23 protein-coding genes are annotated in these 23,320 nt (G+C 68.6%); 17 read left to right on the top strand and 6 right to left on the bottom strand.

The window, feature by feature from the left end; genetic code table 11:
• Positions 1 to 175 precede the first annotated feature (175 nt).
• Positions 176 to 811 carry a TetR/AcrR family transcriptional regulator gene (locus tag ACFWO8_RS18215; protein ID WP_378952008.1) on the bottom strand — a complete coding sequence of 212 codons (636 nt, stop codon included), beginning with the start codon at positions 809 to 811 and terminating at the stop codon, positions 176 to 178.
• 130 nt (positions 812 to 941) lie between these two features.
• On the opposite strand from ACFWO8_RS18215, the gene ACFWO8_RS18210 reads away from it, so the two are divergent.
• The 13 genes from ACFWO8_RS18210 to ACFWO8_RS18150 all read left to right on the top strand — a co-directional run bounded on the left by ACFWO8_RS18210 (position 942) and on the right by ACFWO8_RS18150 (position 14,178).
• Positions 942 to 2,093: an acyl-CoA dehydrogenase family protein gene (locus ACFWO8_RS18210; RefSeq protein WP_378952004.1), complete on the top strand. Its 1,152-nt coding sequence runs from the start codon at positions 942 to 944 to the stop codon at positions 2,091 to 2,093.
• A 16-nt stretch (positions 2,094 to 2,109) separates the two neighbouring features.
• Positions 2,110 to 2,862 carry a 3-oxoacyl-ACP reductase FabG gene (fabG, locus tag ACFWO8_RS18205; protein ID WP_378952001.1) on the top strand — a complete coding sequence of 251 codons (753 nt, stop codon included), beginning with the start codon at positions 2,110 to 2,112 and terminating at the stop codon, positions 2,860 to 2,862.
• 15 nt (positions 2,863 to 2,877) lie between these two features.
• Entirely contained in the window at positions 2,878 to 4,035 is a 1,158-nt protein-coding gene (locus ACFWO8_RS18200) for an acyl-CoA dehydrogenase family protein (RefSeq protein ID WP_378951998.1), read from the top strand.
• Positions 4,032 to 4,406: an AMP-binding protein gene (locus tag ACFWO8_RS18195; protein ID WP_378951995.1), complete on the top strand. Its 375-nt coding sequence runs from the start codon at positions 4,032 to 4,034 to the stop codon at positions 4,404 to 4,406. The genes ACFWO8_RS18200 and ACFWO8_RS18195 overlap by 4 nt, the downstream gene beginning before the upstream one ends.
• On the top strand, positions 4,372 to 5,535 hold the full coding sequence (locus ACFWO8_RS18190) for an AMP-binding protein (protein ID WP_378951992.1): 1,164 nt from the start codon (positions 4,372 to 4,374) through the stop codon (positions 5,533 to 5,535). Before ACFWO8_RS18195 ends, ACFWO8_RS18190 begins: the two co-directional genes overlap by 35 nt.
• Positions 5,532 to 5,987, top strand: coding sequence for a MaoC family dehydratase (locus tag ACFWO8_RS18185; protein WP_378951989.1), 456 nt, complete (start codon positions 5,532 to 5,534; stop codon positions 5,985 to 5,987). The genes ACFWO8_RS18190 and ACFWO8_RS18185 overlap by 4 nt, the downstream gene beginning before the upstream one ends.
• 198 nt (positions 5,988 to 6,185) lie before the next feature.
• Positions 6,186 to 7,181, top strand: coding sequence for a helix-turn-helix transcriptional regulator (locus ACFWO8_RS18180; protein WP_378951985.1), 996 nt, complete (start codon positions 6,186 to 6,188; stop codon positions 7,179 to 7,181).
• Positions 7,178 to 8,161, top strand: coding sequence for a helix-turn-helix transcriptional regulator (locus ACFWO8_RS18175; RefSeq protein WP_378951982.1), 984 nt, complete (start codon positions 7,178 to 7,180; stop codon positions 8,159 to 8,161). Before ACFWO8_RS18180 ends, ACFWO8_RS18175 begins: the two co-directional genes overlap by 4 nt.
• The gene (locus tag ACFWO8_RS18170) at positions 8,158 to 9,186 is read left to right on the top strand and encodes a 2-dehydropantoate 2-reductase (protein ID WP_378951979.1); all 1,029 of its coding nucleotides are present in this window, start codon (positions 8,158 to 8,160) and stop codon (positions 9,184 to 9,186) included. Before ACFWO8_RS18175 ends, ACFWO8_RS18170 begins: the two co-directional genes overlap by 4 nt.
• 92 nt (positions 9,187 to 9,278) lie before the next feature.
• The gene (gene tatA / locus ACFWO8_RS18165) at positions 9,279 to 9,551 is read left to right on the top strand and encodes a Sec-independent protein translocase subunit TatA (protein ID WP_378951976.1); all 273 of its coding nucleotides are present in this window, start codon (positions 9,279 to 9,281) and stop codon (positions 9,549 to 9,551) included.
• A 97-nt stretch (positions 9,552 to 9,648) separates the two neighbouring features.
• On the top strand, positions 9,649 to 10,602 hold the full coding sequence (gene tatC, locus ACFWO8_RS18160) for a twin-arginine translocase subunit TatC (RefSeq protein ID WP_378951973.1): 954 nt from the start codon (positions 9,649 to 9,651) through the stop codon (positions 10,600 to 10,602).
• A gap of 3 nt (positions 10,603 to 10,605) precedes the next feature.
• Positions 10,606 to 13,305 carry a DEAD/DEAH box helicase gene (locus ACFWO8_RS18155; RefSeq protein WP_378951970.1) on the top strand — a complete coding sequence of 900 codons (2,700 nt, stop codon included), beginning with the start codon at positions 10,606 to 10,608 and terminating at the stop codon, positions 13,303 to 13,305.
• Positions 13,306 to 13,425: 120 nt separating this feature from the next.
• Positions 13,426 to 14,178 (top strand): DUF4333 domain-containing protein, encoded by a 753-nt coding sequence (locus tag ACFWO8_RS18150; RefSeq protein WP_378951967.1) that lies wholly within the window; start codon positions 13,426 to 13,428, stop codon positions 14,176 to 14,178.
• A 114-nt stretch (positions 14,179 to 14,292) separates the two neighbouring features.
• Here ACFWO8_RS18150 and ACFWO8_RS18145 read toward each other — a convergent pair whose 3' ends face one another.
• Positions 14,293 to 15,267, bottom strand: a complete 975-nt coding sequence (locus tag ACFWO8_RS18145) for a 5'-3' exonuclease H3TH domain-containing protein (protein WP_378952063.1) — start codon at positions 15,265 to 15,267, stop codon at positions 14,293 to 14,295.
• Positions 15,268 to 15,364: 97 nt separating this feature from the next.
• Between ACFWO8_RS18145 and ACFWO8_RS18140 the strand changes: the two genes are divergently transcribed.
• Positions 15,365 to 16,492, top strand: a complete 1,128-nt coding sequence (locus ACFWO8_RS18140) for a M24 family metallopeptidase (RefSeq protein WP_378951964.1) — start codon at positions 15,365 to 15,367, stop codon at positions 16,490 to 16,492.
• A 10-nt stretch (positions 16,493 to 16,502) separates the two neighbouring features.
• On the opposite strand, the gene ACFWO8_RS18135 is transcribed toward ACFWO8_RS18140, so the two are convergent.
• A complete protein-coding gene (locus ACFWO8_RS18135) occupies positions 16,503 to 16,901 on the bottom strand; it encodes a TIGR03618 family F420-dependent PPOX class oxidoreductase (protein ID WP_378951961.1) in 399 nt (132 codons plus the stop codon).
• Positions 16,902 to 17,011: 110 nt separating this feature from the next.
• Between ACFWO8_RS18135 and ACFWO8_RS18130 the strand changes: the two genes are divergently transcribed.
• The 3 genes from ACFWO8_RS18130 to ACFWO8_RS18120 all read left to right on the top strand — a co-directional run bounded on the left by ACFWO8_RS18130 (position 17,012) and on the right by ACFWO8_RS18120 (position 20,089).
• Positions 17,012 to 17,764, top strand: coding sequence for an SDR family NAD(P)-dependent oxidoreductase (locus ACFWO8_RS18130; RefSeq protein WP_378951958.1), 753 nt, complete (start codon positions 17,012 to 17,014; stop codon positions 17,762 to 17,764).
• 128 nt (positions 17,765 to 17,892) lie between these two features.
• The gene (cbiE, locus tag ACFWO8_RS18125) at positions 17,893 to 19,116 is read left to right on the top strand and encodes a precorrin-6y C5,15-methyltransferase (decarboxylating) subunit CbiE (RefSeq protein ID WP_378952060.1); all 1,224 of its coding nucleotides are present in this window, start codon (positions 17,893 to 17,895) and stop codon (positions 19,114 to 19,116) included.
• A gap of 220 nt (positions 19,117 to 19,336) precedes the next feature.
• Entirely contained in the window at positions 19,337 to 20,089 is a 753-nt protein-coding gene (locus tag ACFWO8_RS18120; RefSeq protein WP_378952057.1) for a cobalt-precorrin-6A reductase, read from the top strand.
• 43 nt (positions 20,090 to 20,132) lie between these two features.
• Here the strand turns inward: ACFWO8_RS18120 and ACFWO8_RS18115 are convergent, their stop codons facing one another.
• The 3 genes from ACFWO8_RS18115 to cobJ form a co-directional block, all read right to left on the bottom strand.
• Entirely contained in the window at positions 20,133 to 20,675 is a 543-nt protein-coding gene (locus ACFWO8_RS18115) for a PadR family transcriptional regulator (protein ID WP_378951955.1), read from the bottom strand.
• Between the two features lie 157 nt (positions 20,676 to 20,832).
• Positions 20,833 to 21,351 carry a ubiquitin-like protein gene (locus ACFWO8_RS18110; protein WP_378951952.1) on the bottom strand — a complete coding sequence of 173 codons (519 nt, stop codon included), beginning with the start codon at positions 21,349 to 21,351 and terminating at the stop codon, positions 20,833 to 20,835.
• Positions 21,352 to 21,627: 276 nt separating this feature from the next.
• A complete protein-coding gene (cobJ, locus tag ACFWO8_RS18105) occupies positions 21,628 to 23,316 on the bottom strand; it encodes a precorrin-3B C(17)-methyltransferase (protein WP_378952054.1) in 1,689 nt (562 codons plus the stop codon).
• Positions 23,317 to 23,320: the final 4 nt, after the last annotated feature.

Below are 23,320 nucleotides of genomic sequence, written 5' to 3'. Positions count from 1 at the left end.
TTCGGCTCAGCGCTTTCGAGCGCTAACCGGCGACCCGGCCGCGGACCGGCCACTTCGTGGCCGCCGCTCCCCAGGGGTCGCGGGTGCGGGGTTGGTAGTGCGGTCATTGCGGATTTGGGGTGAACGGTGTGGCTGGTAATGCGGTCATGGCGGATCTCGGGTGTACGTTTCGGTGTCAGTCGGTGGTGGCGACCGTTGCGTAGGTGGCGGTCAGGCCGGCGATGAACGCGGTGAGCGCCAATTCGAAACTGTCGTCATCGATTTCGTCGGCGATCGCGCGCAGGAGATGCGCCTGATTCAGGTGCGGGTACCGGTCGCGGTAGACCTGCACATCGTCGGCGAAGCCTCCGGCGAAGGAGCCCACTGTCGAACCCATGACCAGGTAGCGGGTGGCCGCGCCGATCATGGTGGCGTAACGCGGTGGCCAGCCCGCGCCGACCAGACCGCCGTGGACGGCGTCGGCGGCGCGTAGATTCTCGGCGCGGCGGCCCGGGCCCGTTGCCAGGTACGGCACGAAATTCGGGTGGGTGGCCAGTGCTGTGCGATAGCTGCGCGCCCAGTCCGCGAGTGCTCGATCCCAGCTCACGGCGTCGAAGGCCGAGGTGTCGACGAGGCTCATGATGCCGGTGGCGATGTCGTCGAACAGGTCGTCCTTGTTCGGGTAATGGCCGTAGAGCGAGGCGGCCTGCACGCCGAGTTCGGCGCCCAGCTTGCGCATGGAGACCTCGGCGAGCCCGTCGCGGTCGATCAGGACCAGCGCGGCGTCGCGAATTCGCTCGCGGCTCAACAGCGGTACGCGCGGCCTCGCCATGCGGCACTCCATCTCTCTCGTGGGGAATCGAACGGTATCACCGATGCCGAAAATGACTCTTGATTAACCGAACGCCGTTAGGCTACGGTTCGCATGTAAACCTAACACCGTTTGGTTCAGGAGTGATTCCGTGGATTTCCAGCTCACCCCCGCGCAGTCCGACCTGTGCGAACTCGCCCGCACGTGGGTGGACAGGGAAGTCGTGCCGTATGCCGCCCAGTGGGATCGCGACGAATCGGTTGACCCGGCGATCGTCGGCAAGCTCGGGGCGCTGGGCTTCCTCGGCATCGGGATCACCGAGGAATACGGCGGCTCCGGCGGCGACACCGTCGACTACTGCCTGCTGCTCGAGGAGCTCGGGCGCGGTGACAGCGCGGTGCGCGGCATCGTGTCGGTCTCGCTCGGCCTGTTCGGCAAGTCGATCGCCGCGTACGGCACCGAGGAGCAGAAGCTGCGGTTCCTGCCGGGAATCTGTGCCGGTTCGCTGCTCGGTTGTTTCGCGCTGACCGAGCCCGGCACCGGCTCCGATGCCGCGAACCTGGACACCCGCGCCACCCGCGACGGGTCGGATTGGGTCATCTCCGGCACCAAGATCTTCATCACCAACGGCACCTGGGCCGATCACGCGCTGGTGTTCGCGCGGACCGGCGGACCGGGGCCCAAGGGTGTCACCGCGTTCGTAGTGCCCACGGACGCACCGGGTTTCGGCCGAACCGAGATCAAGGGCAAGCTCGGCCTGCGCGGCCAGGCCACCGCCGAACTCGTCCTCGACGGGGTTCGCGTGCCCGACTCTCTGCGTCTCGGCGAGCAGGGCCAGGGCTTCCGGATCGCGATGTCCGCGCTCGACAAGGGCCGCATCGGCGTCGCGGCCGGGTGTGTCGGGGTGGCCCGCGCTTGCCTGGAGTCAGCGGTCCGCTACGCGGGCGAACGTGCACAGTTCGGCAAGCCGATCGCCGGGTACCAGCTGGTTCAGGAGTTGCTCTCCGATATCGCCGTCGAGACCGATGCCGCCCGCCTACTAGCTTGGCGCGCTGCCGATCTCGCCGACCGCGGTGAACCCTTCGGTACCGCCGCGTCGATGGCGAAGCTGTTCGCCTCCGAAGCCGCGGTCTCCGCCGCCAACAACGCGATCCAGGTGTTCGGCGGCTACGGCTACATCGACGAATACCCGGTCGCCAAGTATCTGCGCGACGCCCGCGTCCTGACTCTCTACGAGGGCACCACCCAGATCCAGAAACTGCTCATCGGGCGCGCGCTCACCGGCGTGAACGCCATTGTCTGACACAGGAGTACGACCCATGACCCACAGAACTGCCTTCGTCACCGGTGCGGCCCGCGGCATCGGCGCGGCGACCGCGGCCCGCTTGGCCGAAGCCGGCTTCACCCTGGCGGTCGTCGATCTCGACGCCGACGCCGCCGTCCTGGCCGCCGGGAAGATCAACGCGGCGGGCGGCACCGCGATCGGCCTCGGCTGCGATGTCGCCGACGAGGCGCAGGTGAACGACGCGGTGGCGCGCACCGTGGCCGAGCTCGGCTCGCTCGACGTGCTCGTGAACAACGCGGGTGTGCTGCGCGACAACCTGCTGTTCAAGATGTCGGTCGACGACTGGGACACCGTCATGGCGGTGCACCTGCGCGGTGCGTTCCTGTGCAGCAAGGCCGCGCAGAAGCACATGGTGGACAACGGTGGCGGCGCCATCGTCAACACCTCGAGCGTCTCGGCGCTGGGCAACCGCGGCCAGGCCAACTACGCGGCGGCCAAAGCCGGCATCCAGGGCCTGACCCGCACGCTGGCCATGGAACTCGGCCCGTTCGGGATTCGCGTCAACGCCGTCGCCCCCGGCTTCATCGCCACCGAGATGACCGCGGCCACCGCGGCGCGGATGGGCGTGAGCGCCGAGGACCTGCAGGCGAAGACTGCCGAGATCACCCCGCTGCGACGGGTCGGTGTGCCTGCCGATATCGCGAACGTTGTCGCGTTTCTCGCCTCCGACGATGCCGGATTCGTCACCGGACAGACCGTGTATGTCGACGGCGGACGCCGTCTCTAGATTTCGGAGAACGTCATGCAGAGAACAGTTTTCAACGACGAGCACGAGGCGTTCCGCAAGACCGTGCGCGCGTTCATCGAATCGCAGGTCTCGCCGGTCTACGACCAGTGGTACGAGGCAGGCATCGCGCCGCGCGAATTCTACGGCCGGCTGGCCGACCTCGGTGTGTTCGGAATCGAGGTGCCAGAGGAATACGGTGGCGCCGGCCTCGAATCGTTCAAATTCCAGGCGATCCTGCTGGAGGAAACCACCCGCGCCGGTGTGTCTTTCGGTGGTTCGGGCGTGCACGTCGGCCTGTGTCTGCCGTATCTGAAGAGCCTCGCGACCGAAGAGCAGAAGCAGCGCTGGCTACCGGGGTTCGTCACGGGCGAGATCATGTTCGCGATCGCCATGACCGAGCCCGGTACCGGCTCCGACCTCGCCGGAATGCGGACCACCGCACAGCTTTCCGATGATGGAACACACTATGTGCTCAACGGCGCCAAGACCTTCATCACCGGTGGCGTGCATGCCGACCGGGTGATCGTGTGCGCGCGGACCGCCCCGGCGCCGGACACCGATCGCCGCCACGGGATCTCGCTGCTCGTCGTCGACACGAAGTCGCCGGGATACGCGGTGGGGCGCAAGCTGGACAAGCTGGGTCTGAAGGTGTCCGACACCGCCGAGCTGTCCTTCACCGACGTGCGGGTTCCGGTCTCGGACCTGCTGGGCGAGGCGAACAAGGGTTTCGGTTACCTCGGCCAGAATCTGCCGCAGGAACGGCTCTCGATCGCGCTCGGTGCCTACGCCCAGGCCAAGGCGGCGATCCGGTTCACCCTCGAATACACCAGGGGCCGCAGCGTTTTCGGTCAGCCTGTCGCGCAGTTCCAGAACACCAAGTTCGAACTCGCGGCCTGTCGGGCCGAGGTCGACGCGGCCGAAGCGGTCGTCGACCGGGCGCTGGAGGCCCTCGACCGCGACGAGCTCACCGCCGCCGACGCGGCCTCGGCCAAACTGTTCTGCTCCGAGGTGGCCTCGCGGGTGATCGACCGCTGCCTGCAGTTGCACGGCGGCTACGGCTACATCAACGAGTACCCGGTGGCTCGCCTGTACGCCGACAACCGGGTCAACCGGATCTACGGCGGCACCAGTGAGGTAATGAAGATGATCATCGCCAAGGACATGGGCCTGTGAACACCGTGAACGCCACTCTCTCCCTGGCGAGCATTCTCGCCGAACCCGCCCGCCGCAGGCCCGATCACCTCGCGCTGATCGAAGGCGATACCCGCATCACCTTCGTCGAGCTGTGGCGCCAGGCCCGCGAACAAGCGGGTGCCCTGATCGCGCGTGGTGTGAAACCCGGTGATCGGGTCGGGCTGCTGTGCCCGAACACCGCCGACTTCCCCCGCGCCTACTTCGCCATCCTGGCCGCGGGCGCGACCGTGGTGCCCGTACACCTGCTGCTCACCGCGCCGGAAATGGCGTACGTGCTGCGCGACAGCGGTGCCTCGCTGACTGATCTGTCATCCGATGGTCGCGGCAACGGGTACCGAAGCTGCGAGTAGTGCGGGCATCGATGCCGTGGTGCCCGAAGAGCTTGTCGGCGAGGCGATCTCGAACTTCGTCTCGCGTGGCCCCCTCGACACCGCCGTCGTTTTCTACACCAGCGGCACCACCGGTACACCCAAGGGCGCCGAACTCAGCCATCTCAATATGGTGATGTGCGCGACGGTGAACACCTTCGACGCCAACGAGATCCACCGAGACGACATCGCCCTCGGCGCGCTGCCGCTGTTCCACGTGTTCGGGCAGACGGTGTCGATGAATTCGCAGTGGCGGGTCGGCGGCACCCTGGTGCTGATGCCGAGATTCGATGCGGCCGCGGCAGTTTCACTGATGGCCGCCGAGCGGGTCAACCTGTTCCACGGTGTGCCCACCATGTACCTGTCGCTGATCGAGGCGGCGGCTTCGGCACCGGAATTGCCGGAGCTGAAATTGTGCATCAGCGGTGGCGCCGCACTGCCCGTCGCCGTGCTCGAGGAATTCGAGCGGATCTTCCGCGCACCGGTGCTCGAGGGATACGGCCTGTCGGAGACCTCACCGACCGCCGCGGTGAACCAGCCGTGCTTCGGCTCCGAAGCAGGCACCGTGGGACATCCGGTGTGGGGAGTCGACGTGGAGATCGCCGATCCCGCGATCACCGATCGCATCGCGATGCTGCCCATCGGCGAGGTCGGGGAGGTGGTGGTGCGTGGGCACAACGTGTTCAGCGGCTACACCGGCAGGCCGGAGGCGACGGCCGCCGCCGTGGTCGACGGCTGGTTCCGGACCGGCGACCTCGGTACCCGCGACAAGACCGGCCGGGTGCGCATCGTCGACCGGATCAAGGAGATGATCCTGCGCGGCGGCTTCAACGTCTATCCGACCGAGGTCGAGGCGGCCCTGCTGCGCCACCCGAATATCGCGCAGGTCGCGGTGATCGGCGTGCCCGACGCGCATTACGGTGAGGAGATCGTGGCGGTCGTCGTGCCCGACGGTGCGTTGACCGAGCAGGAAGTGATCGACTTCGCCAAGCTGGCGGTCGCGAAGTACAAGTACCCGCGCCGGGTCGAGTTCGTCACCGAGCTGCCGCTGGGCCCCACCCACAAAGTTCTCAAACGCGAACTGCGCCAACGTTTCGGAGGATCGGCATGACCACGGATTTCGCAGATTTCGACGCCGTGCGCGCCGCGGTCGGAACCGAACTCGGCCCCAGCGACTGGGTCACCGTCGACCAGCGCCGCATCGACCTGTTCGCCGAGGCCACCGACGACCACCAGTGGATCCACGTCGACGCCGAACGCGCCGCCGCGGGCCCCTATGGCACCACCATCGCCCACGGCTTCCTCACCCTGTCGCTGATCGTGCCCATGACCCAGCAGATCATGACCGTCAGCGCCGCGAAGGCAGGCATCAACTACGGCCTCGACCGAGTTCGCTTCCTCACCCCGGTCCCCGTCGACAGCCGCATTCGCGCCCACCTCACGCTCACCGAGGTCACCGAAGTCCCCGGCGGCGTCCAGATCCATCGCCATGTCATCGTCGAACTGGAAAACGCCGACCGCCCGGCCTGTGTAGCCGACTCCATCGCCCGCTGCCTGCTCTGAACTGTCTGCGGCACCTGGCGCTGATCGCGGCGACCGCTTCGCCAACCGAGCCGTCGTGGTGGGCGGAACCGCTGGGAGCTACGGAGAAGGCGACGAGCATCGTGGTCCTTTCGGTGGGTGGGTCTCATGGTCGGTGGGCGACTGCCCAACTGTGCGCCGACGCGCGGGGGAGTGGACGCGACCATTACCCTCTATCGGGTGGCGATATCCAAGGTCGAGCGGCTGATGAATCTGGTCATCGCGCTGCTGTCGACCAGGCAGTTCCTGAGTGCGGAACGTATTCGCGCCAGCGTGGCCGGTTACGAGGACTCCGCGACCGACGAGGCGTTCAGCCGGATGTTCGAGCGCGACAAGAACGAATTGCGCGATCTGGGCATTCCCCTGGAAGTCGGTCCGGTGGGACGGTTCTCGACACTCGAGGGGTACCGGATCAACCGCGACGCCTACGAGCTGCCCGATATCGACCTGTCGAGCGAGGAAGCCGCGGCGGTCGCCGTCGCGGTGCAGATGTGGGCCTCACCGGAATTGGCGGGCGCGGCCGAGGGCGCGCTGCTGAAGCTGCGCGCGGCCGGGGTCACCGTCGAGACCGACAACGTCGGGGTGTCGGTGCCCGCGGTGCCCGCACGCACCCGCGGGTCGGAACCGGTGCTGCGGGAACTCCTTGCGGCGATCGACGCGGGTCAGGCGGTGCGGTTCGGCCACCACAGTGCCGTCACCGATCCGTTCGTGACCCGCGATGTCGAACCGTGGGGTGTGGTGACCCGGCACGGGCGCTGGTATCTCGTCGGGCACGACCGCGAACGTGATGCCGTTCGCACGTTCCGGTTGTCGCGGATCGGTGGTCAGGTGCGGCCGTACGGTCCGGTCGACACGGTGCACAAGCCCGCGCACACCGACCTGCGCGCGATCGTCGACCGGGTCACCGGCGATGCTCCCGTCACCGGGTCGGCCACCGTGTGGGTCGCCAAGGGCCGTGGACGCGAATTGCGCCGCATCGGCACCGAAGTCGACACCCGAGATCTCGGCGGTCGCCCCGGCTCGGTGTTAGAGGTGCCGGTCCGATCCAAGGACTGGGTGGCCCGGCTGATCACCGGCCTCGGGCCCGATGTCCTCGTGCTCGAACCACCGGAACTGCGCGCCGACGTGATGAACCGGCTACGGTCGGTACTCGACCACACGGAGGTCACGTCGTGAGTTCGCGTCTGTCGCTACGCCTTTCGCGCCTGCTGAACATGGTGCCGTACCTGCTCGCGCACCCGGGTATCAGCGCGGCCGAGGCCGCCGCCGAACTGGGTGTCACCACCAAACAGCTGATGAGCGACCTCAACCAGCTGTGGATGTGCGGGTTGCCTGGCTACGGTCCCGGCGATCTGATCGACCTGTCGTTCTCCGAGGAGAGCATCGAGGTCACCTTCTCGGCCGGCATCGAACGGCCGCTGCGGCTGACCTCCACCGAGGCCACCGCACTGCTGGTGGCCCTGCGCTCTATCGTGGAAATGCCGGGGATGGTCGACCCGACCGCCGCGCACGCCGCCATCGCCAAGATCGAATCGGCGATCGCCAGCACCGATGCGGTCGTCACCGGCAAACCGGTCGAGGTCCCCGTCGAGAAGCCGGTGGTCGCGACCGTGCGCGCCGCGCTCGCCGACGCGCGGGCACTGCGCCTGGTCTATTACTCGGCCAGCCGTGACGAGGTGTCCGAACGCGTCGTCGACCCGATTCGTGTCGTGCTGGTCGACAACAACAGCTACCTGCAGGCCTGGTGCAGGCAAGCCGAAGGCGTTCGCCTGTTCCGATTCGACCGGATCGAAGACGCCATCGAACTCGACGAACCAGCCCACCCGCCGAGCCACGCCGCCGCCGACGCGGCCGCACTCGACCTGTTCCAGGACGACCCCGACGTGCCGCTGGCCCGGCTACGGATCCGCGCCGACTACGCGTGGGTGCTCGACCAATACCCCATGCACCGCATCGAGTCCCGGCCCGACGGCAGCATCGAGGCGGGAATGCGGTTCGCCTCGGCCGACTGGATGGCCCGCCTGCTACTCGGCTTCGGCACCGGCGTCAGCGTGCTCGGGCCATCGGAACTCGTGGCGGCGGTGCGCGATCGCGCCGCCGCCGCCCTGGCGGCCTACGCGGCCGCCGGACTGCTCGAGGAGACTGAACCGGCGTGAACCAGCGAGTCCTGATCCTCGGTGCGGGCAGCGTCGGGGTCTTCATCGGCGGTCACCTGGCCGCGGCAGGCCTGGAAGTGATCTTCGTCGGCCGTCAGCGGGTGCTCGACGATATCGCCGATCACGGCCTGCACCTGACCGACCTCGACGGTGGCTCGATCGAAGTATCACCCGACCGATTCGGGCTGGCGTTGGCACCGGACGAACCGGAACTGGCCGACCTTGTCCTGGTGACCGTGAAATCCGCCGACACCGCCGCCGCGGTCCGACCCGTCGCGGGTCGATTACGCCCGGGCACCCCCGTGGTGAGCTTGCAAAACGGCATCGGCAACGACACCCTGATCCGGGAGATCCTGCCCACCTGCGTCGTGATGGCGGGGATGGTGCCGTTCAACGTGGTGCATCGTGGCCACGGCAGCTTCCATCGTGGCAGTGACGGCGTTCTCGCCATCCAGGACGATCCGGTGGTCGAACGGTTCGCCGACAAGTTCCGCGCGGCCGGGCTGCCGTTGCGCCGCTACCGCGACCTGCGTCCGGTGCAATGGGCCAAGCTCCTGCTCAATCTGAACAATCCGATCAACGCGCTGTCGGGCAGGCCGCTGCGCGAGGAGCTCGCCGAGCGCGACTACCGCCGCTGCCTCGCGCTGACCCAGGCCGAAGCCCTCGCCGTGATGAACACTGCGCGAATTCGCCCCGCGCAGCTCACCCCCGTGCCGCCCGAGTTGATGGTGCATTTGCTGCGTGTTCCCGACGCTGTCTTCCGGCGGGTGTTCGGCCGTGTGCTCGCCATCGATCCGTTGGCCCGCTCGTCGATGGCCGATGACCTCGCGCTCGGCCGACGCACCGAAATCGCGTGGTTGTGTGGGGAAATCGTGCGCCTGGGCGAGATGGTGGGGCACCCGACGCCGGTCAACCGGCGGCTGACGGAGCTGATCAGGATCGCCGAGTCCGGCGACACCGTGCGATTCACCGGAAGCCGGTTGTTCGCCGACCTGACCGGGGCGGCGGCCGCTGTCGCGGATTGAACGCGTGGCGAACACCGCTGCGGCTGGGCGGTCATCGCCGTCCGAACCCAGGTAGCATCGGTAATCACCACAGTCTTTGGAGGTATCTGATAATGGGCACGTTCAGCTGGACGCACCTGCTGATCATCGCGTTGCTGTTCGTTCTGCTCTTCGGCGCGAAGCGGCTTCCCGACGCGGCACGCGGCCTCGGCCGCTCGCTGCGCATCTTCAAGAGCGAGGTCGGGCAGATGCAGGCGGAGTCGACGACTTCCGACGCACCGCAGGCCACCACGGCCACCCCCGCGCCGCAGCAGCAGTTGTCCGCGTCCGCGACGCAGGCACAGACCCCGATCGTCGAACCGCAGCAGGGCCACAAAACCCTCTGACCTCGGCCATCACCCCGGGGCGGTAGTGACCGCTCCGGGGCGAAGTGCTGTGTAGTCGAGCATCCGCCGAACCGAGGGTTAGAGGCCACCACCCACCATGCGCATCCCGTTCGATCCCCGGCGCACCAAGCGCAGGACGAATCCCGACGGCACCATGTCGTTGGTCGAGCACCTGCAGGAATTGCGCACCCGGCTGTTGCTGGCACTGGCCGCGATCGCGGTGACCACGCTGATCGGCTTCTTCTGGTACGCGCACACCCTCTTCGGGCTGGAGAGCCTCGGCGAGATCTTGCGCGGCCCCTACTGCGCGCTGCCCGAATCGGCGCGGGCCACCCTGACTCCCGACGGCGCCTGCCGGCTCCTCGCCACCGGACCGTTCGACCAGTTCATGCTCCGGTTGAAGGTCGGGTTCACCGCAGGCGTGGTGATCGCGACGCCGTTCTGGCTGTATCAGCTGTGGGCGTTCATCACCCCGGGGCTGTACGCGAAGGAACGCAAGCTCGCGGTCGGTTTCGTGGTGACGGGCTCGGTGCTGTTCGTGACGGGCGCTGTGCTGGCCTATGTGGTGGTGTCGCACGCGTTGTCGTTCCTGATGACCATCGGCGACAACGTCCAGATCACCGCGTTGAGCGGTAACCAGTACTTCGGTTTCATCATCCAGTTGCTGATCATCTTCGGCGTCAGCTTCGAGACCCCGTTGATCATCATCGGGCTGAACCTGGTCGGGGTACTGCCCTACGCCAAGCTCAAGGCGTGGCGGCGCGGGATGATCTTCGGCCTGTTCGTCTTCGCCGCGATCGTCACCCCACAGGACCCGTTCTCCATGCTCGCGCTCGCGATCGCGCTGACCGTGCTGTTCGAGCTCGCGGTCCAGTTCTCGCGGTTCAGCGATGCTCGCAAGGCCCGCCGGGAGGCGAAGGAGGGCTGGGGCACCCTCGACGACGAACAGGCTTCACCGCTGCAGACCCCCGAACCGGTGGCGTCCGCCGATCCGGTGCGTGACCCGGAGAAAACCGCGCGCCCGGTGTCGGACTACTCCGATACGCTCTGAGGGGTGACCGACACTCCGGGGCTGCCCAGCGAACTGGCGAAATTCGCCGGTGAAATCTCCTTCGATCTGGACCCCTTCCAGAGCACCGCGTGCGCGGCGTTGGAAGACGGGCACAGCGTGCTCGTGTGCGCCCCTACCGGTGCGGGCAAGACGATCGTCGGTGAGTTCGCCGTGCACATGGCGCTGGCCTCGGGCGGAAAGTGCTTCTACACCACACCGATCAAGGCGCTGTCGAATCAGAAGTTCGCCGATCTCACCGCCCGCTACGGGCGCGACAGTGTCGGCCTGCTCACCGGTGACCAGTCGATCAACCCCGCCGCGCCGGTGGTCGTGATGACCACCGAGGTGCTGCGCAACATGCTCTACGCGTCCTCGGACTCGCTGCACGGCCTGTCCTACGTCGTGATGGACGAGGTGCACTACCTGGCCGACCGATTCCGCGGCGCGGTGTGGGAGGAAGTGATCCTGCACCTGCCACCGGATGTGCGCCTGGTGAGCCTGTCGGCGACGGTGTCCAACGCCGAGGAGTTCGGCGCGTGGATGGAAACCGTGCGCGGCGACACCGCGGTGGTGGTAGACGAGACAAGACCGGTGCCGCTGTGGCAGCACGTGATGGTCGGGCGGCGGATGTTCGACCTGTTCGACACCAAGTCCAGCGATCGCAAGGTCGTGGTCGACGAAGACCTCGTCCGGTTCATCCGCCAGCGGGAGAGCGCCGAACGGATGCACGGCTACGGCGGTCCGCGCGGTCGCGGCGGTCGCGGTGGCAACTTCCGGCCGCTGCCGCGACCCGACGTGCTCGCGCGCCTCGACGAGGAAGACCTGCTGCCCGCGATCACGTTCATCTTCAGCCGCGCGGGCTGCGACGGCGCGCTGGCCCAGTGCCTGCGCGCCCGCCTCGATCTGAGTCGTCCCGGCGAGGCCGAGCAGATCGACGAGATCATCGAGAAGCACACCGGCGACCTGCCCAAGGGTGATCTGGAGGTGCTCGGCTACTGGGAGTGGCGCGAGGCGCTGCACCGCGGCCTGGCCTCCCATCACGCCGGCATGCTGCCCGCGTTCCGGCACACCGTCGAGGACCTGTTCGTCAAGGGTCTGGTGCGCGCGGTGTTCGCCACCGAAACCCTGGCACTCGGCATCAATATGCCCGCCCGCACGGTGGTTCTCGAGCGCCTGGTGAAGTTCAACGGTGAAACCCACGCCGAGCTGACTCCTGGCGAATACACCCAGCTCACCGGTCGTGCGGGCAGGCGCGGCATCGACGTCGAAGGCCACGCAGTGGTGCTGTGGCAGCCTGAGGTCGACACCAGTGCGGTGGCCGGCCTGGCCTCCACCCGCACCTACCCGCTGCGCAGTTCGTTCCGGCCCGGCTACAACATGTCGATCAACCTGATCGACAGGATGGGCGCCCAGGAGGCCAGAACGCTGCTCGAAAGGTCGTTCGCCCAGTTCCAGGCCGACCGGTCGGTCGTCGGTCTCGTCCGTGGCATCGAACGCAACGAGGGCGCGCTGCGCAAGCTGGAGAGCCAGCTCGGTGGCGTCGACGGCGATTTCATGGAGTACCTGTCGCTGCGCGACCGGATCAAGCAGCGTGAGCGCGATATCCAGCAGCAGGGCCGGGCCGACCGGCGCGGCGCCGCGGTGAACGCGCTGATCGGCTTGCGTCGGGGCGACGTGGTATCCATCCCGGTGGGTAAACGTTCCGGGCTCGCGGTGATTCTCGAACCCGACCAGACGCCCGGCGACCCGCGTCCGCTGGTGCTGACCGAGGACCACTGGGCAGGTCGGGTGTCCGCGGCCGATTTCCCAGAGCCCGCCGAAGCACTCGGGCGCATGGATCTGCCGCGCCGGGTCGATCACCGGACCGCGCGCATCCGCCGCGACTTGGCCTCGGCGTTGCGCGGCACCGGGATCTCGGCTCCGCGCCGGAGTAAGCGCAACGATCGTGTTCGCGGCGGCGAAGATCGTCAACTCTCGACGCTGCGACGCAGTCTGCGTTCCCATCCCGCGCACGATCGTCCCGATCGGGAGCAACTGAGCCGCACCGGCGAGCGGTATTCGCGCCTCGCCCGCGAGACCGAGACGATGCGCCAGAAGGTTGCCGCGACCACGAATTCGCTGGCGCGCACCTTCGACCGGATCGTCGGGCTGCTCGAGGAACGCGGATTCGTCGCCCACGGTGAGGTGACCGCCGACGGCAGGCGGCTGGCCAGGATCTACGCCGAGAGCGATCTCGTGGTCGCCGAGGCCTTGCGTCAGGGTCTGTGGCGCGGACTCGGCCCGGCCGAGCTCGCCGCGGTGGTATCGACGCTGGTCTACGAATCGCGCCAGGAATCCGGCCTGCTGACACCGGCGGGCCCGACCGACCCGATCCGCCGGGCGGTCGCGGCCACCATCGAAGTGTGGTCGGACCTGCGCTCCGACGAGGCGCGGCACAAACTTCCGCCCACGCGCGAACCCGATCTGGGATTCGTCACCGGGGTGCACAAATGGGCGCGCGGTGACGCGTTGGCCGAGGCGTTGCTGGCCAGTGGCGACCAGGGCACCACGATGTCGGCGGGCGATTTCGTGCGATGGTGCAGGCAGGTGATCGATCTGCTCGACCAGATCCACAACACCGCCGACGACCCCGAGATCGCGTCCACCGCGGCCAAGGCGGTGCGTGCCGTACGGCGGGGTGTCGTCGCGGTGGACGCCGCGTAGTCGGAGCGTCTGTGATTTGATTTCTTCGCGTACCGACCGTGAGGCGGATGTCGTGCGAATGCGGCAGGCCCGGCGCGGGGGGCTACCGTATGGATTAATGATGCGAGTGGAGGCGAGTGGATGAGCGGCCCTTACGGACCGAACAACCCCGGGGAGGGGAATAACGATCCCACCCAGCACTGGGGGGGTCAGCAGGGGGCCGGTGGCGCCGGTCCCACCCAGCACTGGGGTGGCGCGCAGCAGCCGCCGCAACAGGGCGCCCAGCCCACCCAGCAGTGGGGTGACCCGAACCAGCAGCCGCAGCAGCAGTGGGGGCAGCAGCCCCAGCAGCCGCAGCAGCCGTGGGGTCAGCAACCGCAGCAGGGTGGCGTGCCGCCGCAGCAACCGACCGGACCGCAGCAGCAGTGGGGCCAGACCCAGCCGCCTCCGCAGGACTGGAACAACCAGGCCGCCGGCGCGTCGCAGCAGCAGTGGGGCCAGCAGTCCGCGCCGCAGCAGCAGTGGGGGCAGCAGCCCGCGCCGCAGCAGCAGTGGGGCCAGCAGCCGCAGCAGTCCTCCGGCGGCAAGAGCAAGGGTCTGATCATCGGGCTCATCGCCGCGGGCGTGCTCGTGGTCGCCGCGGTCATCGGTCTGCTCCTGGTCGTGCTCTCCTCCGACGAACTCGACAACGCGGCCGTGCAGGACGGTGTCTCGCGCGTGCTGAAGGACTCCTACGGCATCGCCGACGTCTCCGATGTCAGCTGCCCCGCAGGCCAAGCAGTAAAGGTCGACGCGACCTTCACCTGCGACCTGAAGGTCAGCGGCGAGGCGAAGAAGGTCACCGTCAAGATCACCAAGGAAGACGGCACCTACGAGGTCGGCCGCCCCAACTAGGCGCTCGCGCTACGTTTTCCGGGCCGCTCGCGATATACGCGGGCGGCCCGGTGTCGTTTCCGGTGTCGCACACCCGGTCGGCGGTGGCCCTGCCGCGAACCGGGCGCGGCCGGGTCAGCCCGCGTGTGCCGCGGTCAGCGCGGTGACCAGGCGGGTGATCGGACTCTCCGCGTTGTACGCGGCGGCCAACGCGAGCAGCCGGTCGGGGTCGGCCGGCGTGGCGGGCAGGACATCCGGACGCGACAAGATGATATCGGCGTCGCGGACTACCCGCACGACCGGTGCGGCGACCTTCAGATAGTCCTGCGCGGCACCGAGTTTCGCGCGCACACCCTTGGCGATATCGGAACCCGGATCGGCGACGGCGGCCATGAGGGCGTCGAGCGAGCCGAACTTCGTGATCAGCTGGGCGGCGGACTTGTCGCCGATGCCCGCCACCCCGGGCAGGCCGTCGGAGGCGTCGCCGCGCAGCGTCGCCATATCGGCATAGGCCGGTCCCGCATTCTGTTCGGGCACACCGTATTTCGCCGAGAGCTCCGCGGGGCCGAACAGTTCGGCCTTGGCCAGACCGCGACCGACGTAGAGCACCCGAACCGGTGGAGTCGGCTCGTCGCGCACCAACTGCAGTAGGTCGCGGTCACCGCTGACGACGACAACCGGGTCGGTGCGTTCTCTGCTCGCGAGGGTGCCGAGCACATCGTCGGCCTCGAGGCCTTCGGCGCCGCCGGTGGCGATGCCCGCCGCGGCCAGCACCTCGAGGATCATCTCGACCTGCGGGGTGAGGGTGTCGGGCACTTCCTCCGCGCCGGGTGCCGCACTGGTGCTGGTGTCGAGTCGGTGCGCCTTGTACGAGGGCACGAGCGCCACCCGGAACGGGGGCCGCCAATCGAGGTCGAGCCCGACGACGAGCCTGCTCGGGCGATGTTTGGTGACCAGCGAGGCCACCATGTCGGTGAATCCGCGCACCGCGTTCACCGACCGACCGTCGGCGCCTCGGAGCTTGTCGGGGATGGCGTAATAGGCGCGGAACCAGAGGCTGGCGCCATCGAGGATCAACAGGGGTCCACGGGTGCTCTCGTCAGCGGTCACCCGGTGATTGTGCCCCGAACCACCGACACCGTGGCCGTGGCCGTGCCGATGGGCGTCGGTGGCCGAGGTCGCCTCGGGGCGGGTAACGTCGGATTCTATGAGCGCGCACACGGATGCCAGGTTCGCGGCGAAGGTCTACGGTCAGCGTCTGGAGCGGGCGGTCGAGTTGATGCGGGCGGCGCATCTGGACGCCCTGCTGATCACCCCAGGGCCCGACTTGCGCTACCTGATCGGTTCGGCCGCGGAATCCTTCGAGAGGCTCACCTGCCTGGTGATCCCGGCCGACGGAGCGAATCCGTCGGTGGTCATCCCGAAACTCGAGCTCGCTTCCCTCGGTGATTCCGCGGCGGGCGAACTCGGCCTGCAGGTGCTCGACTGGGTCGACGGCGTCGATCCGTACCAGCTGGTCCGCTCGATATTGCACGCCGGTTCCCGCATCGCGGTCGCCGACGCCATGCCCGCCCTGCACCTGATCCCGCTCGCCGAGTCGACGACCGGGCTGCCCGCCTCGGCGACGCCGGTGCTCCGCGAGTCGCGAATGATCAAGGACGAGGCCGAGATCGACGCGCTGCGCCGAGCGGGCGCGGCCATCGATCGCGTGCACGCGCGGATGGGCGAATTCCTGCGGGCGGGTCGCACCGAGGCCGAGGTGAGCGCCGATATCACCGCCGCGATCGTCGAGGAAGGCCATACCGAGGCGGCGTTCGTCATCGTCGGCAGTGGCCCGCACGGTGCCGACCCGCACCACGAGGTGTCCGATCGCGTCATCGAAGCGGGCGACGTGGTCGTCATCGATATCGGTGGCCCCGTCGCACCCGGCTACTACTCCGACTCGACCCGCACCTACGTGCTCGGTACCCCCAGCCCGGAGATCGTCGAGCGGATGGCAGTCCTCGAGGCGGCCCAGGCCGCCGCGGTCGCGGCGGTGCGGCCGGGGGTGAGCGCGGAGTCCATCGACGCCGCCGCCCGCGCTGTGCTCGCCGACGCGGGCCTCGGCGACGCCTTCATCCACCGCACCGGGCACGGCATCGGCCTGTCGGTGCACGAGGAGCCCTACATCGTGGCGGGCAACGACCTGGTGCTCGAACCGGGCATGGCGTTCAGCATCGAACCGGGAATCTACTTCCGCGGCGAATGGGGCGCGCGGATCGAGGACATCGTGGTCGTCACCGAGGACGGCGTCGAGTCGATGAACAACCGGCCGCACGGCCTGACGGTGTTGTAGGCGGCGCGGACTATTGGAGAGTGCTCGACGAGAGCACTCGGCGCACCTGGATCGCGACGACGACCCGCGTCGGATTCTCGCGGGGCACCCGGTACCGCTCGGTGTAGCGGCGGACGGCCGCCGCGACGTCGGCGCTGTCGTCGAGCACTGTCGCAGGCCCTTCGAGGGTGAGCCAGCGCGCCCCGTCGACCTGGCTCACCGCCGCGTAGCCACCGCGCGCGGCATTGCGCGCCTTCACCGACGCGCCATCGGTGATCACGCGGGCGATCCCGCTCTCGGGATCCCAGGTGAATCCCACCGCGACCACGTGCGGGGTGCCGTCGGCGCGCAGCGTGGTGAGCGTGGCCAGGTGCCGCTCGGTGACGAACCCGATGGCGGCGGGGGAGAGCTGTGCGGTGGCGGTCGGCATGCCGGAAACGGTAGTCGGGCCGACCGGCGCTCACTTGCGCGGGTTTCGGCTGCGCCCGGAACCCAGGCAGGCCGAATCCGGCCGCGCCGGCCGGATGACAGACTGGCGCTATGGGAATGCAGCAGAACGATGGGCCGGTGCTGGTCCTGGGCGGGCGCAGTGAGATCGGCCTGGAAGTGGCGCGCAGGCTGGCACCAGGGCGGGTGGTGATCCTGGCCGCCCGCCGGGCCGACGCGTTGGACGTCGAGATCGAACAGGTGCGCGCGGCAGGCGCGACCGCCGTGCACACCGTGGAATTCGACGCCGACGAGATCGCCACCCACGCGCCGCTGCTGGAGAAGCTCGCCGCCGAGCACGGTGGCATCGCGACCGCGGTCCTCGCATTCGGTGTACTCGGCGATCAGGACCGTGCCGAACACGACCCGGCGCACGCCGTCGCCGTCGTGCACACCGACTTTGTCGCCCAGGTCAGCGTCCTCACGACCCTGGCGACCCTGATGCGTGCGCAGGAGTCGGGCCAGATCGTCGTCTTCAGCTCGATCGCGGGCGTGCGCGTGCGCCGGGCGAACTATGTCTACGGTTCGGCCAAAGCGGGCCTGGACGGCTTCGCCAGCGGCCTCGGCGACGCCCTGCACGGTACCGGCGTGCAACTGCTGCTGGTTCGCTCGGGCTTCGTGATCGGCCGCATGACCACCGGCATGGACCCCGCCCCCATGTCCAGTACGCCGGACCAGGTCGCCGACGCGGTCGTCCGCAGTCTCGGCAAGGGCGCCACCCGAGTCGCCGTCCCCGGCCGACTGGCCCTGGCCTTCTTCGTGATGCGGCTGCTCCCGCAATCCGTCTGGCGCCGGATGCCACGGTGACCGCGTCGGGCGATGGGCTTTCCGAGGGAAGCGGCCTGGCGTCGGATCCGGTCGTGACCGGTGGGTCGGGGACCGGTGATTCCGCGGTCAGCGCGTCAGCGGCCGGTACGGACTGGACCGGGCACCAGATCGTGGTGGCCGGAATCGGAGCCGACGGCTGGTCCGGACTGGGGGACAACGTCCGCGGAGCCGTCGGTGACTGTGACATCGTGTTCGGATCCGCACGTCAACTGGCGCTGCTCCCGGCGAGCGAGATCGAACGCGTACCGTGGCCGACGCCGCTGCTGCCCGCACTACCGGAGCTGTTCGCGCGCAATGCCGGTCGACGCATCGGCGTCCTCGCCAGCGGTGATCCCATGTTCTACGGAATCGGCGTCACCCTGGCCCGCCGGTTCGGCCCGGCGGCGCTGCGCGTGTTCCCGCAGCCCTCCTCGGCATCGCTGGCATGTGCCCGGCTCGGTTGGCCACTGGCCGAAACCCCGGTGGTGAGCGTGGTTGCCCGGCCATTGCCCACCGTGCTGCCCGAATTGTCCGAAAGTCGTCGGATCCTCGTCCTCAGCGAAGACGAGACAACGCCGAGCCGGATCGCGGAACTACTGCGCGACAACGGGTTCGGCGCCTCGACACTGACCGTCCTCGAACAACTCGGCGGCCCCACCGAACACCTGCGCACCGGCCCCGCCGCTACTTGGCCGCACCCGCCTGGCGACCCACTCAACATCGTCGCCATCGACTGTCGTGCCGACCCGGGCACCCGCCGCGACACCCGCCTGCCCGGCCTGGCCGACACCGCCTTCACCGGCGACGGCCAGCTCACCAAAGCCGAGGTCCGCGCCCTCACCGTCACTGCTCTCGCCCCCGCACCGGGGGAAATGCTGTGGGATATCGGCGGCGGCTCGGGCAGTATCGCCATCGAATGGTGTCGCACCCATCCGCTGTGCCGGGCCGTCACATTCGAACGACTGCCCGCCCGCCGCGAGCAAATCGCGACCAATATCGACGCGCTCGGGGTGCCGGGAATAACGATCCGCGGTGAGGTGCGCTCAGAGTTAGCCGAAGAAACGATCCCGGCGCCCGACGCCATATTTCTCGGTGGCGGCCTCACCCAGGACGGGATGTTCGAGCGGTGCTGGCAACGCCTGCGCCCCGGTGGCCGCCTCGTCGCCAACGCGGTCACCGCGGAATCGGAAGCGCTGCTGCTCGACTGGTCTACCGGGTTCGGCGGAACCCTGCGCAAATTTCAGATCTATCGAGGTGAACCGCTGGGCGGGTTCACAGCCTGGCGACCGCACTTGCCGGTGGCCCAGTGGATTGTCCGAAAACCCGCTGGTCGACGGAGCGCGGACCCGTAGTCCCGATCACGATCAGATCACGCGCAGATCACGATGAATCCGTTGTCGCAGGGTCCGCGCGCCGTAAAAGTTTCGGACCGAACGTGTAGAACCCTCGGCCCGGGGGTATGGTCGGTGCCGTTCCGGGTAATCCCCCCGGTGCGTTTTCCATGATGGAGAGTTACATGAAGTACTCGAAGTTCGATGGCGATGCCGGTGCCGATGATTTCGGAGGGCTGTCCTGAGAGTTTTGATCCTCGGTGGCACCGGCGAGGCCAGGGAGTTGGCGCGCAGAGCGTCCGGCGAGCGCGGACTCGACATCGTGTCCTCCCTCGCCGGTCGGGTCGCCAATCCGCGGCTGCCGGTCGGTGCGGTCCGCGTGGGTGGGTTCGGTGGCGTCGAGGGCCTCCGAACCTGGCTACGCGAGAACGCGATCGACGCTGTCGTGGATGCGACCCATCCCTTCGCCGCGAAGGTGAGCGCGCACGCGGCCACCGCCGCGGCCGAGCTGGACATCCCGGCGCTGCATCTGCGCCGCCCGGAGTGGGTGCAGCGGGGCGGTGACCTGTGGACCCGGGTGCCCGATCTCGCGTCGGCGGCCGCGGCCCTGACCGACCGCGACGAACAGGTCCTGCTGACCATCGGCCGCCAGGGCGTCGGCGCGTTCGTCGGCTGCACGGGGCACGGTTTCGTGATCCGCTCCATCGACGCTCCCGAGGTCCCGCTGCCGCCGCGTGCCAAGCTGTTGCTGGCGCGTGGGCCGTTCACTTTCGATGAAGAACTCGTGCTGATGTCGCGCCATCGCATCGATGTGCTGGTCACCAAGAACAGCGGCGGTGAGCAGACCGAGGCGAAGATCTTCGCTGCCCGCACCGCGGGTCTGCCGGTGATCATGGTCGACCGGCCACCGCTGCCCGCGGGCGCGGTCACCGTGGCCGAGGTCGGCGACGCTGTCGAGTGGTTGCGCGAGTCCGCGTCGCACCGGGTGCGCTGAATCCGGTCGCGTTCGGTCGGGCCGCGGGTGGGTCGAACCGGAGTCAGCGTGGCGTCGGCGGTGTGAAGATCGTCGGCAGCTGGTCGAACCAGTGCAGGACCGCGCGCTCGTAGGCGATGCCGAATTCCAGGGTCGCCCGCTGGTTGGGGGCCAGGGCGGTCTCGTCTTCGTCGAGGTAGCGGTCGAGGCGATCCTGATGAATGTTCTTGTTGGCGGCGATGATTCGATCCCGATGAACCGGATCCAGGTGCTCGCCGAAGGACAGCGTGAGCAGTAGCGGCACCCGGATGGTCTCCGCGCCCGGATCGCGCCCGATCCATTCCGCGAAGGCCTCGCGCCCGATATCGGTGATCCGGTACGGCGTGCGCTCCCTGGCGCCGCGTTCGCCCTTGGTCACCAGGCCCGCGGCGTCCATCGTGGACAGTTCGCGATAGACCTGGCTCTGCGTGATGGTCCAGAAGTCGCCGATGCGTTGCTGGGCCTGGGTGGCTAGATCCCAGCCCGACTTCGGACCCTCGTGCAGGAACCCGAGTAGCGAGGCCGCGGTGGAGTTCAGTGGGCGGCGTCGGGTCGCGATGTCGGTCAACGGTCAACTCCCTTCGAACTACATTCCTAAGTGGAACGTTACGCCTGGGTGGGCGGTTCGCCAATAGTGCCGCCTGTCGCGGCGAGTTCGCCGGGCCGGGTGCGGCGGTGATGCTCGCGCGCTGAGCACCACCGCCGCGGTGGTCGACCCGTCAGGCTCAGGCCAACGCGAGGTTCAGGATGTCACCGTCGGCGAGTTCGTAGGACGCCAGTGTTGCGGAGTCCTCGAGCTTGATCTCGCTCTCGGTGATGAGCTGCTGATCAGCCACCGGAACGCCGGTCTGTTCCTTGATGAGAACCTTCAGGTCCTGCACGGTGGCTGTGGTGTCGACACTGACCGAGATGGGCTCGCCGTCCAAGCCGTTGACCGTCACGGTGATGGCGCTCGCGGTCTCGGCGAGGGGTGCCCCTGGCACGCTGGGCAACTTGGGTGCGACGGGCGCGGCCGGCAGCTCGGGTGCGCCCGGCAGCTTCGGTGTGCCCGGCAGCTCGGGTGTGCCCGGCAGCTCGGGAACCCCGGGTACCGAGGGCGCCGAGGGGAGGGGCGGCAGGGCCGACGCGGTGACCGGCAGGATCCCGGCGACGGGAACCGCGATGGCGGCGGCTATCAGGCCGGCCGTCACACCGCGCCGTAATCGGGTGCTGAGGGTGTGCTGTGCGTGGTGCTGAACACTCATCGTGGTGAATCCTTTCATCGTCCTCGTGGGACGCGTTGGGGAATCGAACCAGGAAACGAGCTGTCACGCTGTTGTGCTCGCGGGCAGGCCCGCGGAACCAGTGTGCCACCGCAGGTGCGGATCGCCGGGCCTCGCCGACCGCGAGGGTCGCCGAGGATCGCGGCGGTTTTCGGTCGCCCACGGGTCGCCGGGGGTGCCTGCTGCGCCGATTCGGCAGCCGCTCGGCGCGGGTCGTGCGGGGTGCCGACCGTGCGGTTGCCGATGTCCCGACGCGGACTACCGGCTCGGCACCGACCCGTACCTGCGCGAGGTGAAGACGCGGGTGCCTTCCGGCGTGTCGAAGGTGGTGGTGGTCGAGGATCCGATGATCAGCAGTGTGCGCATGTCGACCTCGTCCGGATCCAGCTCGCCCAAGGTGGTCACCCGGACCGATTCGGTCGGCCCGCCGACATCGCGGCCCAGCACCACCGGCGTCTGTGGCGGGCGGTGTTCGAGCAGTACCTCGCGCATGGCGCCGACCTGCCAGCGTCGTTGCGAGGAGGCCGGGTTGTAGATCGCGATAGCCATATCGGCCGCGGCGACCGCCGAAAGACGTTGTGCGACAACATCCCACGGTTTGAGCCGGTCCGACAACGAGATCATCGCGTAGTCGTGGCCCAGCGGCGCGCCGACCCGGCTCGCCACCGCGTTGGCGGCGGTCAGGCCCGGCAGCACCCGCACCGGGACATCCTTGAACTGTGGTTCGGCCGACACCTCGAGGACGGCAGCCGCCATGGCGAAAACGCCCGGATCGCCGGAGGATACGACGGCGACGCGAGCACCACGCTTGGCCATATCGAGGGCCATCGCGGCCCGTTCGGATTCGACCTTGTTGTCGCTGGCGTGCCTGCGCTGACCCGCCTGCTCGGGGACGCGATTGATGTAGGTGGTGTAGCCGACGAGATCCGTCGCCTCGGCCAATGCGGCGCTGACCTGGGGCGTCGTCCAGTCCGCGTCGCCGGGACCGAGACCGATGACAACGACTTCGCCCGGCACAGCCGCTGATCCCTCCGGCGAGACGCGCGGTGCGGTCACGAGGCCACTGGGCGCGGAGGCCGCGGCTGTGCGGTTCGGCTCGGCCGCCGCGGTGATCGAGCGGTCGGGCCGGGACTCGACAGATGCCGTGCGGTCAGGCGCGGTGGTTGTCAGGTCCGCCGCGGTGGCGGGCTGCCGGCCGGAAGCATCGCGAACGGGGATCGCTGTGGTCGGCGTCGGACCAGGGACGAGGGTGATGGAGAAGTACGGAACGTCCGCCTCGTCGACGTCGGCCGCGGCGAGTACCCGCTGACGCGTGCTGCTCGCGCGTTCGACGTAGTAGGCGTCCTGTAGCCGACCGGAATCCGAAAGCGCCTGGCGCACACCGGGAAACGTGCGCCCCAGCTTCATGATCGCGGCGGCGTCCGTCTCGCGCAGGCGCTCGGTCAGTTCTGCCACGGGCATGGTGCCGGGCAGCACCGTCAGCACCTGCTCACCCTCGACGAGGGGAGTGCCCAGCGCCGCCGATGCCGCACTGACCGAGGTGATACCGGGAACGATCTCGGCGTCGAATCGATCGGCCAGTCGCCGGTGCATGTGCATATAGGAGGAGTAGAACAGCGGATCACCGGCGGCGAGCAGCGCGACGGTGCGCCCCGCGGCCAGGTGGGTGGCCAGGCGCGCGGCCGCCTGCTCGTAGAACTCGTCGATCGCCCCCTGATACCCACCGGGGTGATCGGTCGTCTCCACGGTCACCGGGTAGACGAGGTGCTCCTCGATCTGCCCCGGGCGCAGGTACGGCGCCGCGATGGCGCGCGAGATGCTGCGCCCGTGCTTGGCGCTGTGGAACGCGACCACATCGGCTTCGGCGATGAGCCGGGCGGCCTTCACCGTCACCAATTCCGGATCGCCGGGACCAAGGCCGATACCCCACAGTTTGCCGGTGCTGATCTCA

This window comes from Nocardia sp. NPDC058480 (genome assembly GCF_042720495.1).
Taxonomy (GTDB): Bacteria; Actinomycetota; Actinomycetes; order Mycobacteriales; family Mycobacteriaceae; genus Nocardia.
This window is presented reverse-complemented; position numbering and strand designations above follow the sequence as displayed.

Excerpts from the sequence above, each read along its gene's own strand:
- ACFWO8_RS18215 (WP_378952008.1), bottom strand. The coding sequence starts at position 811 with ATGGCGAGGCCGCGCGTACCGCTGTTGAGCCGCGAGCGAATTCGCGAC.
- fabG (WP_378952001.1), top strand. The coding sequence starts at position 2,110 with ATGACCCACAGAACTGCCTTCGTCACCGGTGCGGCCCGCGGCATCGGC.
- ACFWO8_RS18200 (WP_378951998.1), top strand. The coding sequence starts at position 2,878 with ATGCAGAGAACAGTTTTCAACGACGAGCACGAGGCGTTCCGCAAGACC.
- ACFWO8_RS18190 (WP_378951992.1), top strand. The coding sequence starts at position 4,372 with ATGGTCGCGGCAACGGGTACCGAAGCTGCGAGTAGTGCGGGCATCGAT.
- ACFWO8_RS18185 (WP_378951989.1), top strand. The coding sequence starts at position 5,532 with ATGACCACGGATTTCGCAGATTTCGACGCCGTGCGCGCCGCGGTCGGA.
- tatA (WP_378951976.1), top strand. The coding sequence starts at position 9,279 with ATGGGCACGTTCAGCTGGACGCACCTGCTGATCATCGCGTTGCTGTTC.
- tatC (WP_378951973.1), top strand. The coding sequence starts at position 9,649 with ATGCGCATCCCGTTCGATCCCCGGCGCACCAAGCGCAGGACGAATCCC.
- ACFWO8_RS18150 (WP_378951967.1), top strand. The coding sequence starts at position 13,426 with ATGAGCGGCCCTTACGGACCGAACAACCCCGGGGAGGGGAATAACGAT.
- ACFWO8_RS18140 (WP_378951964.1), top strand. The coding sequence starts at position 15,365 with ATGAGCGCGCACACGGATGCCAGGTTCGCGGCGAAGGTCTACGGTCAG.
- ACFWO8_RS18135 (WP_378951961.1), bottom strand. The coding sequence starts at position 16,901 with ATGCCGACCGCCACCGCACAGCTCTCCCCCGCCGCCATCGGGTTCGTC.
- ACFWO8_RS18130 (WP_378951958.1), top strand. The coding sequence starts at position 17,012 with ATGGGAATGCAGCAGAACGATGGGCCGGTGCTGGTCCTGGGCGGGCGC.
- ACFWO8_RS18110 (WP_378951952.1), bottom strand. The coding sequence starts at position 21,351 with ATGAGTGTTCAGCACCACGCACAGCACACCCTCAGCACCCGATTACGG.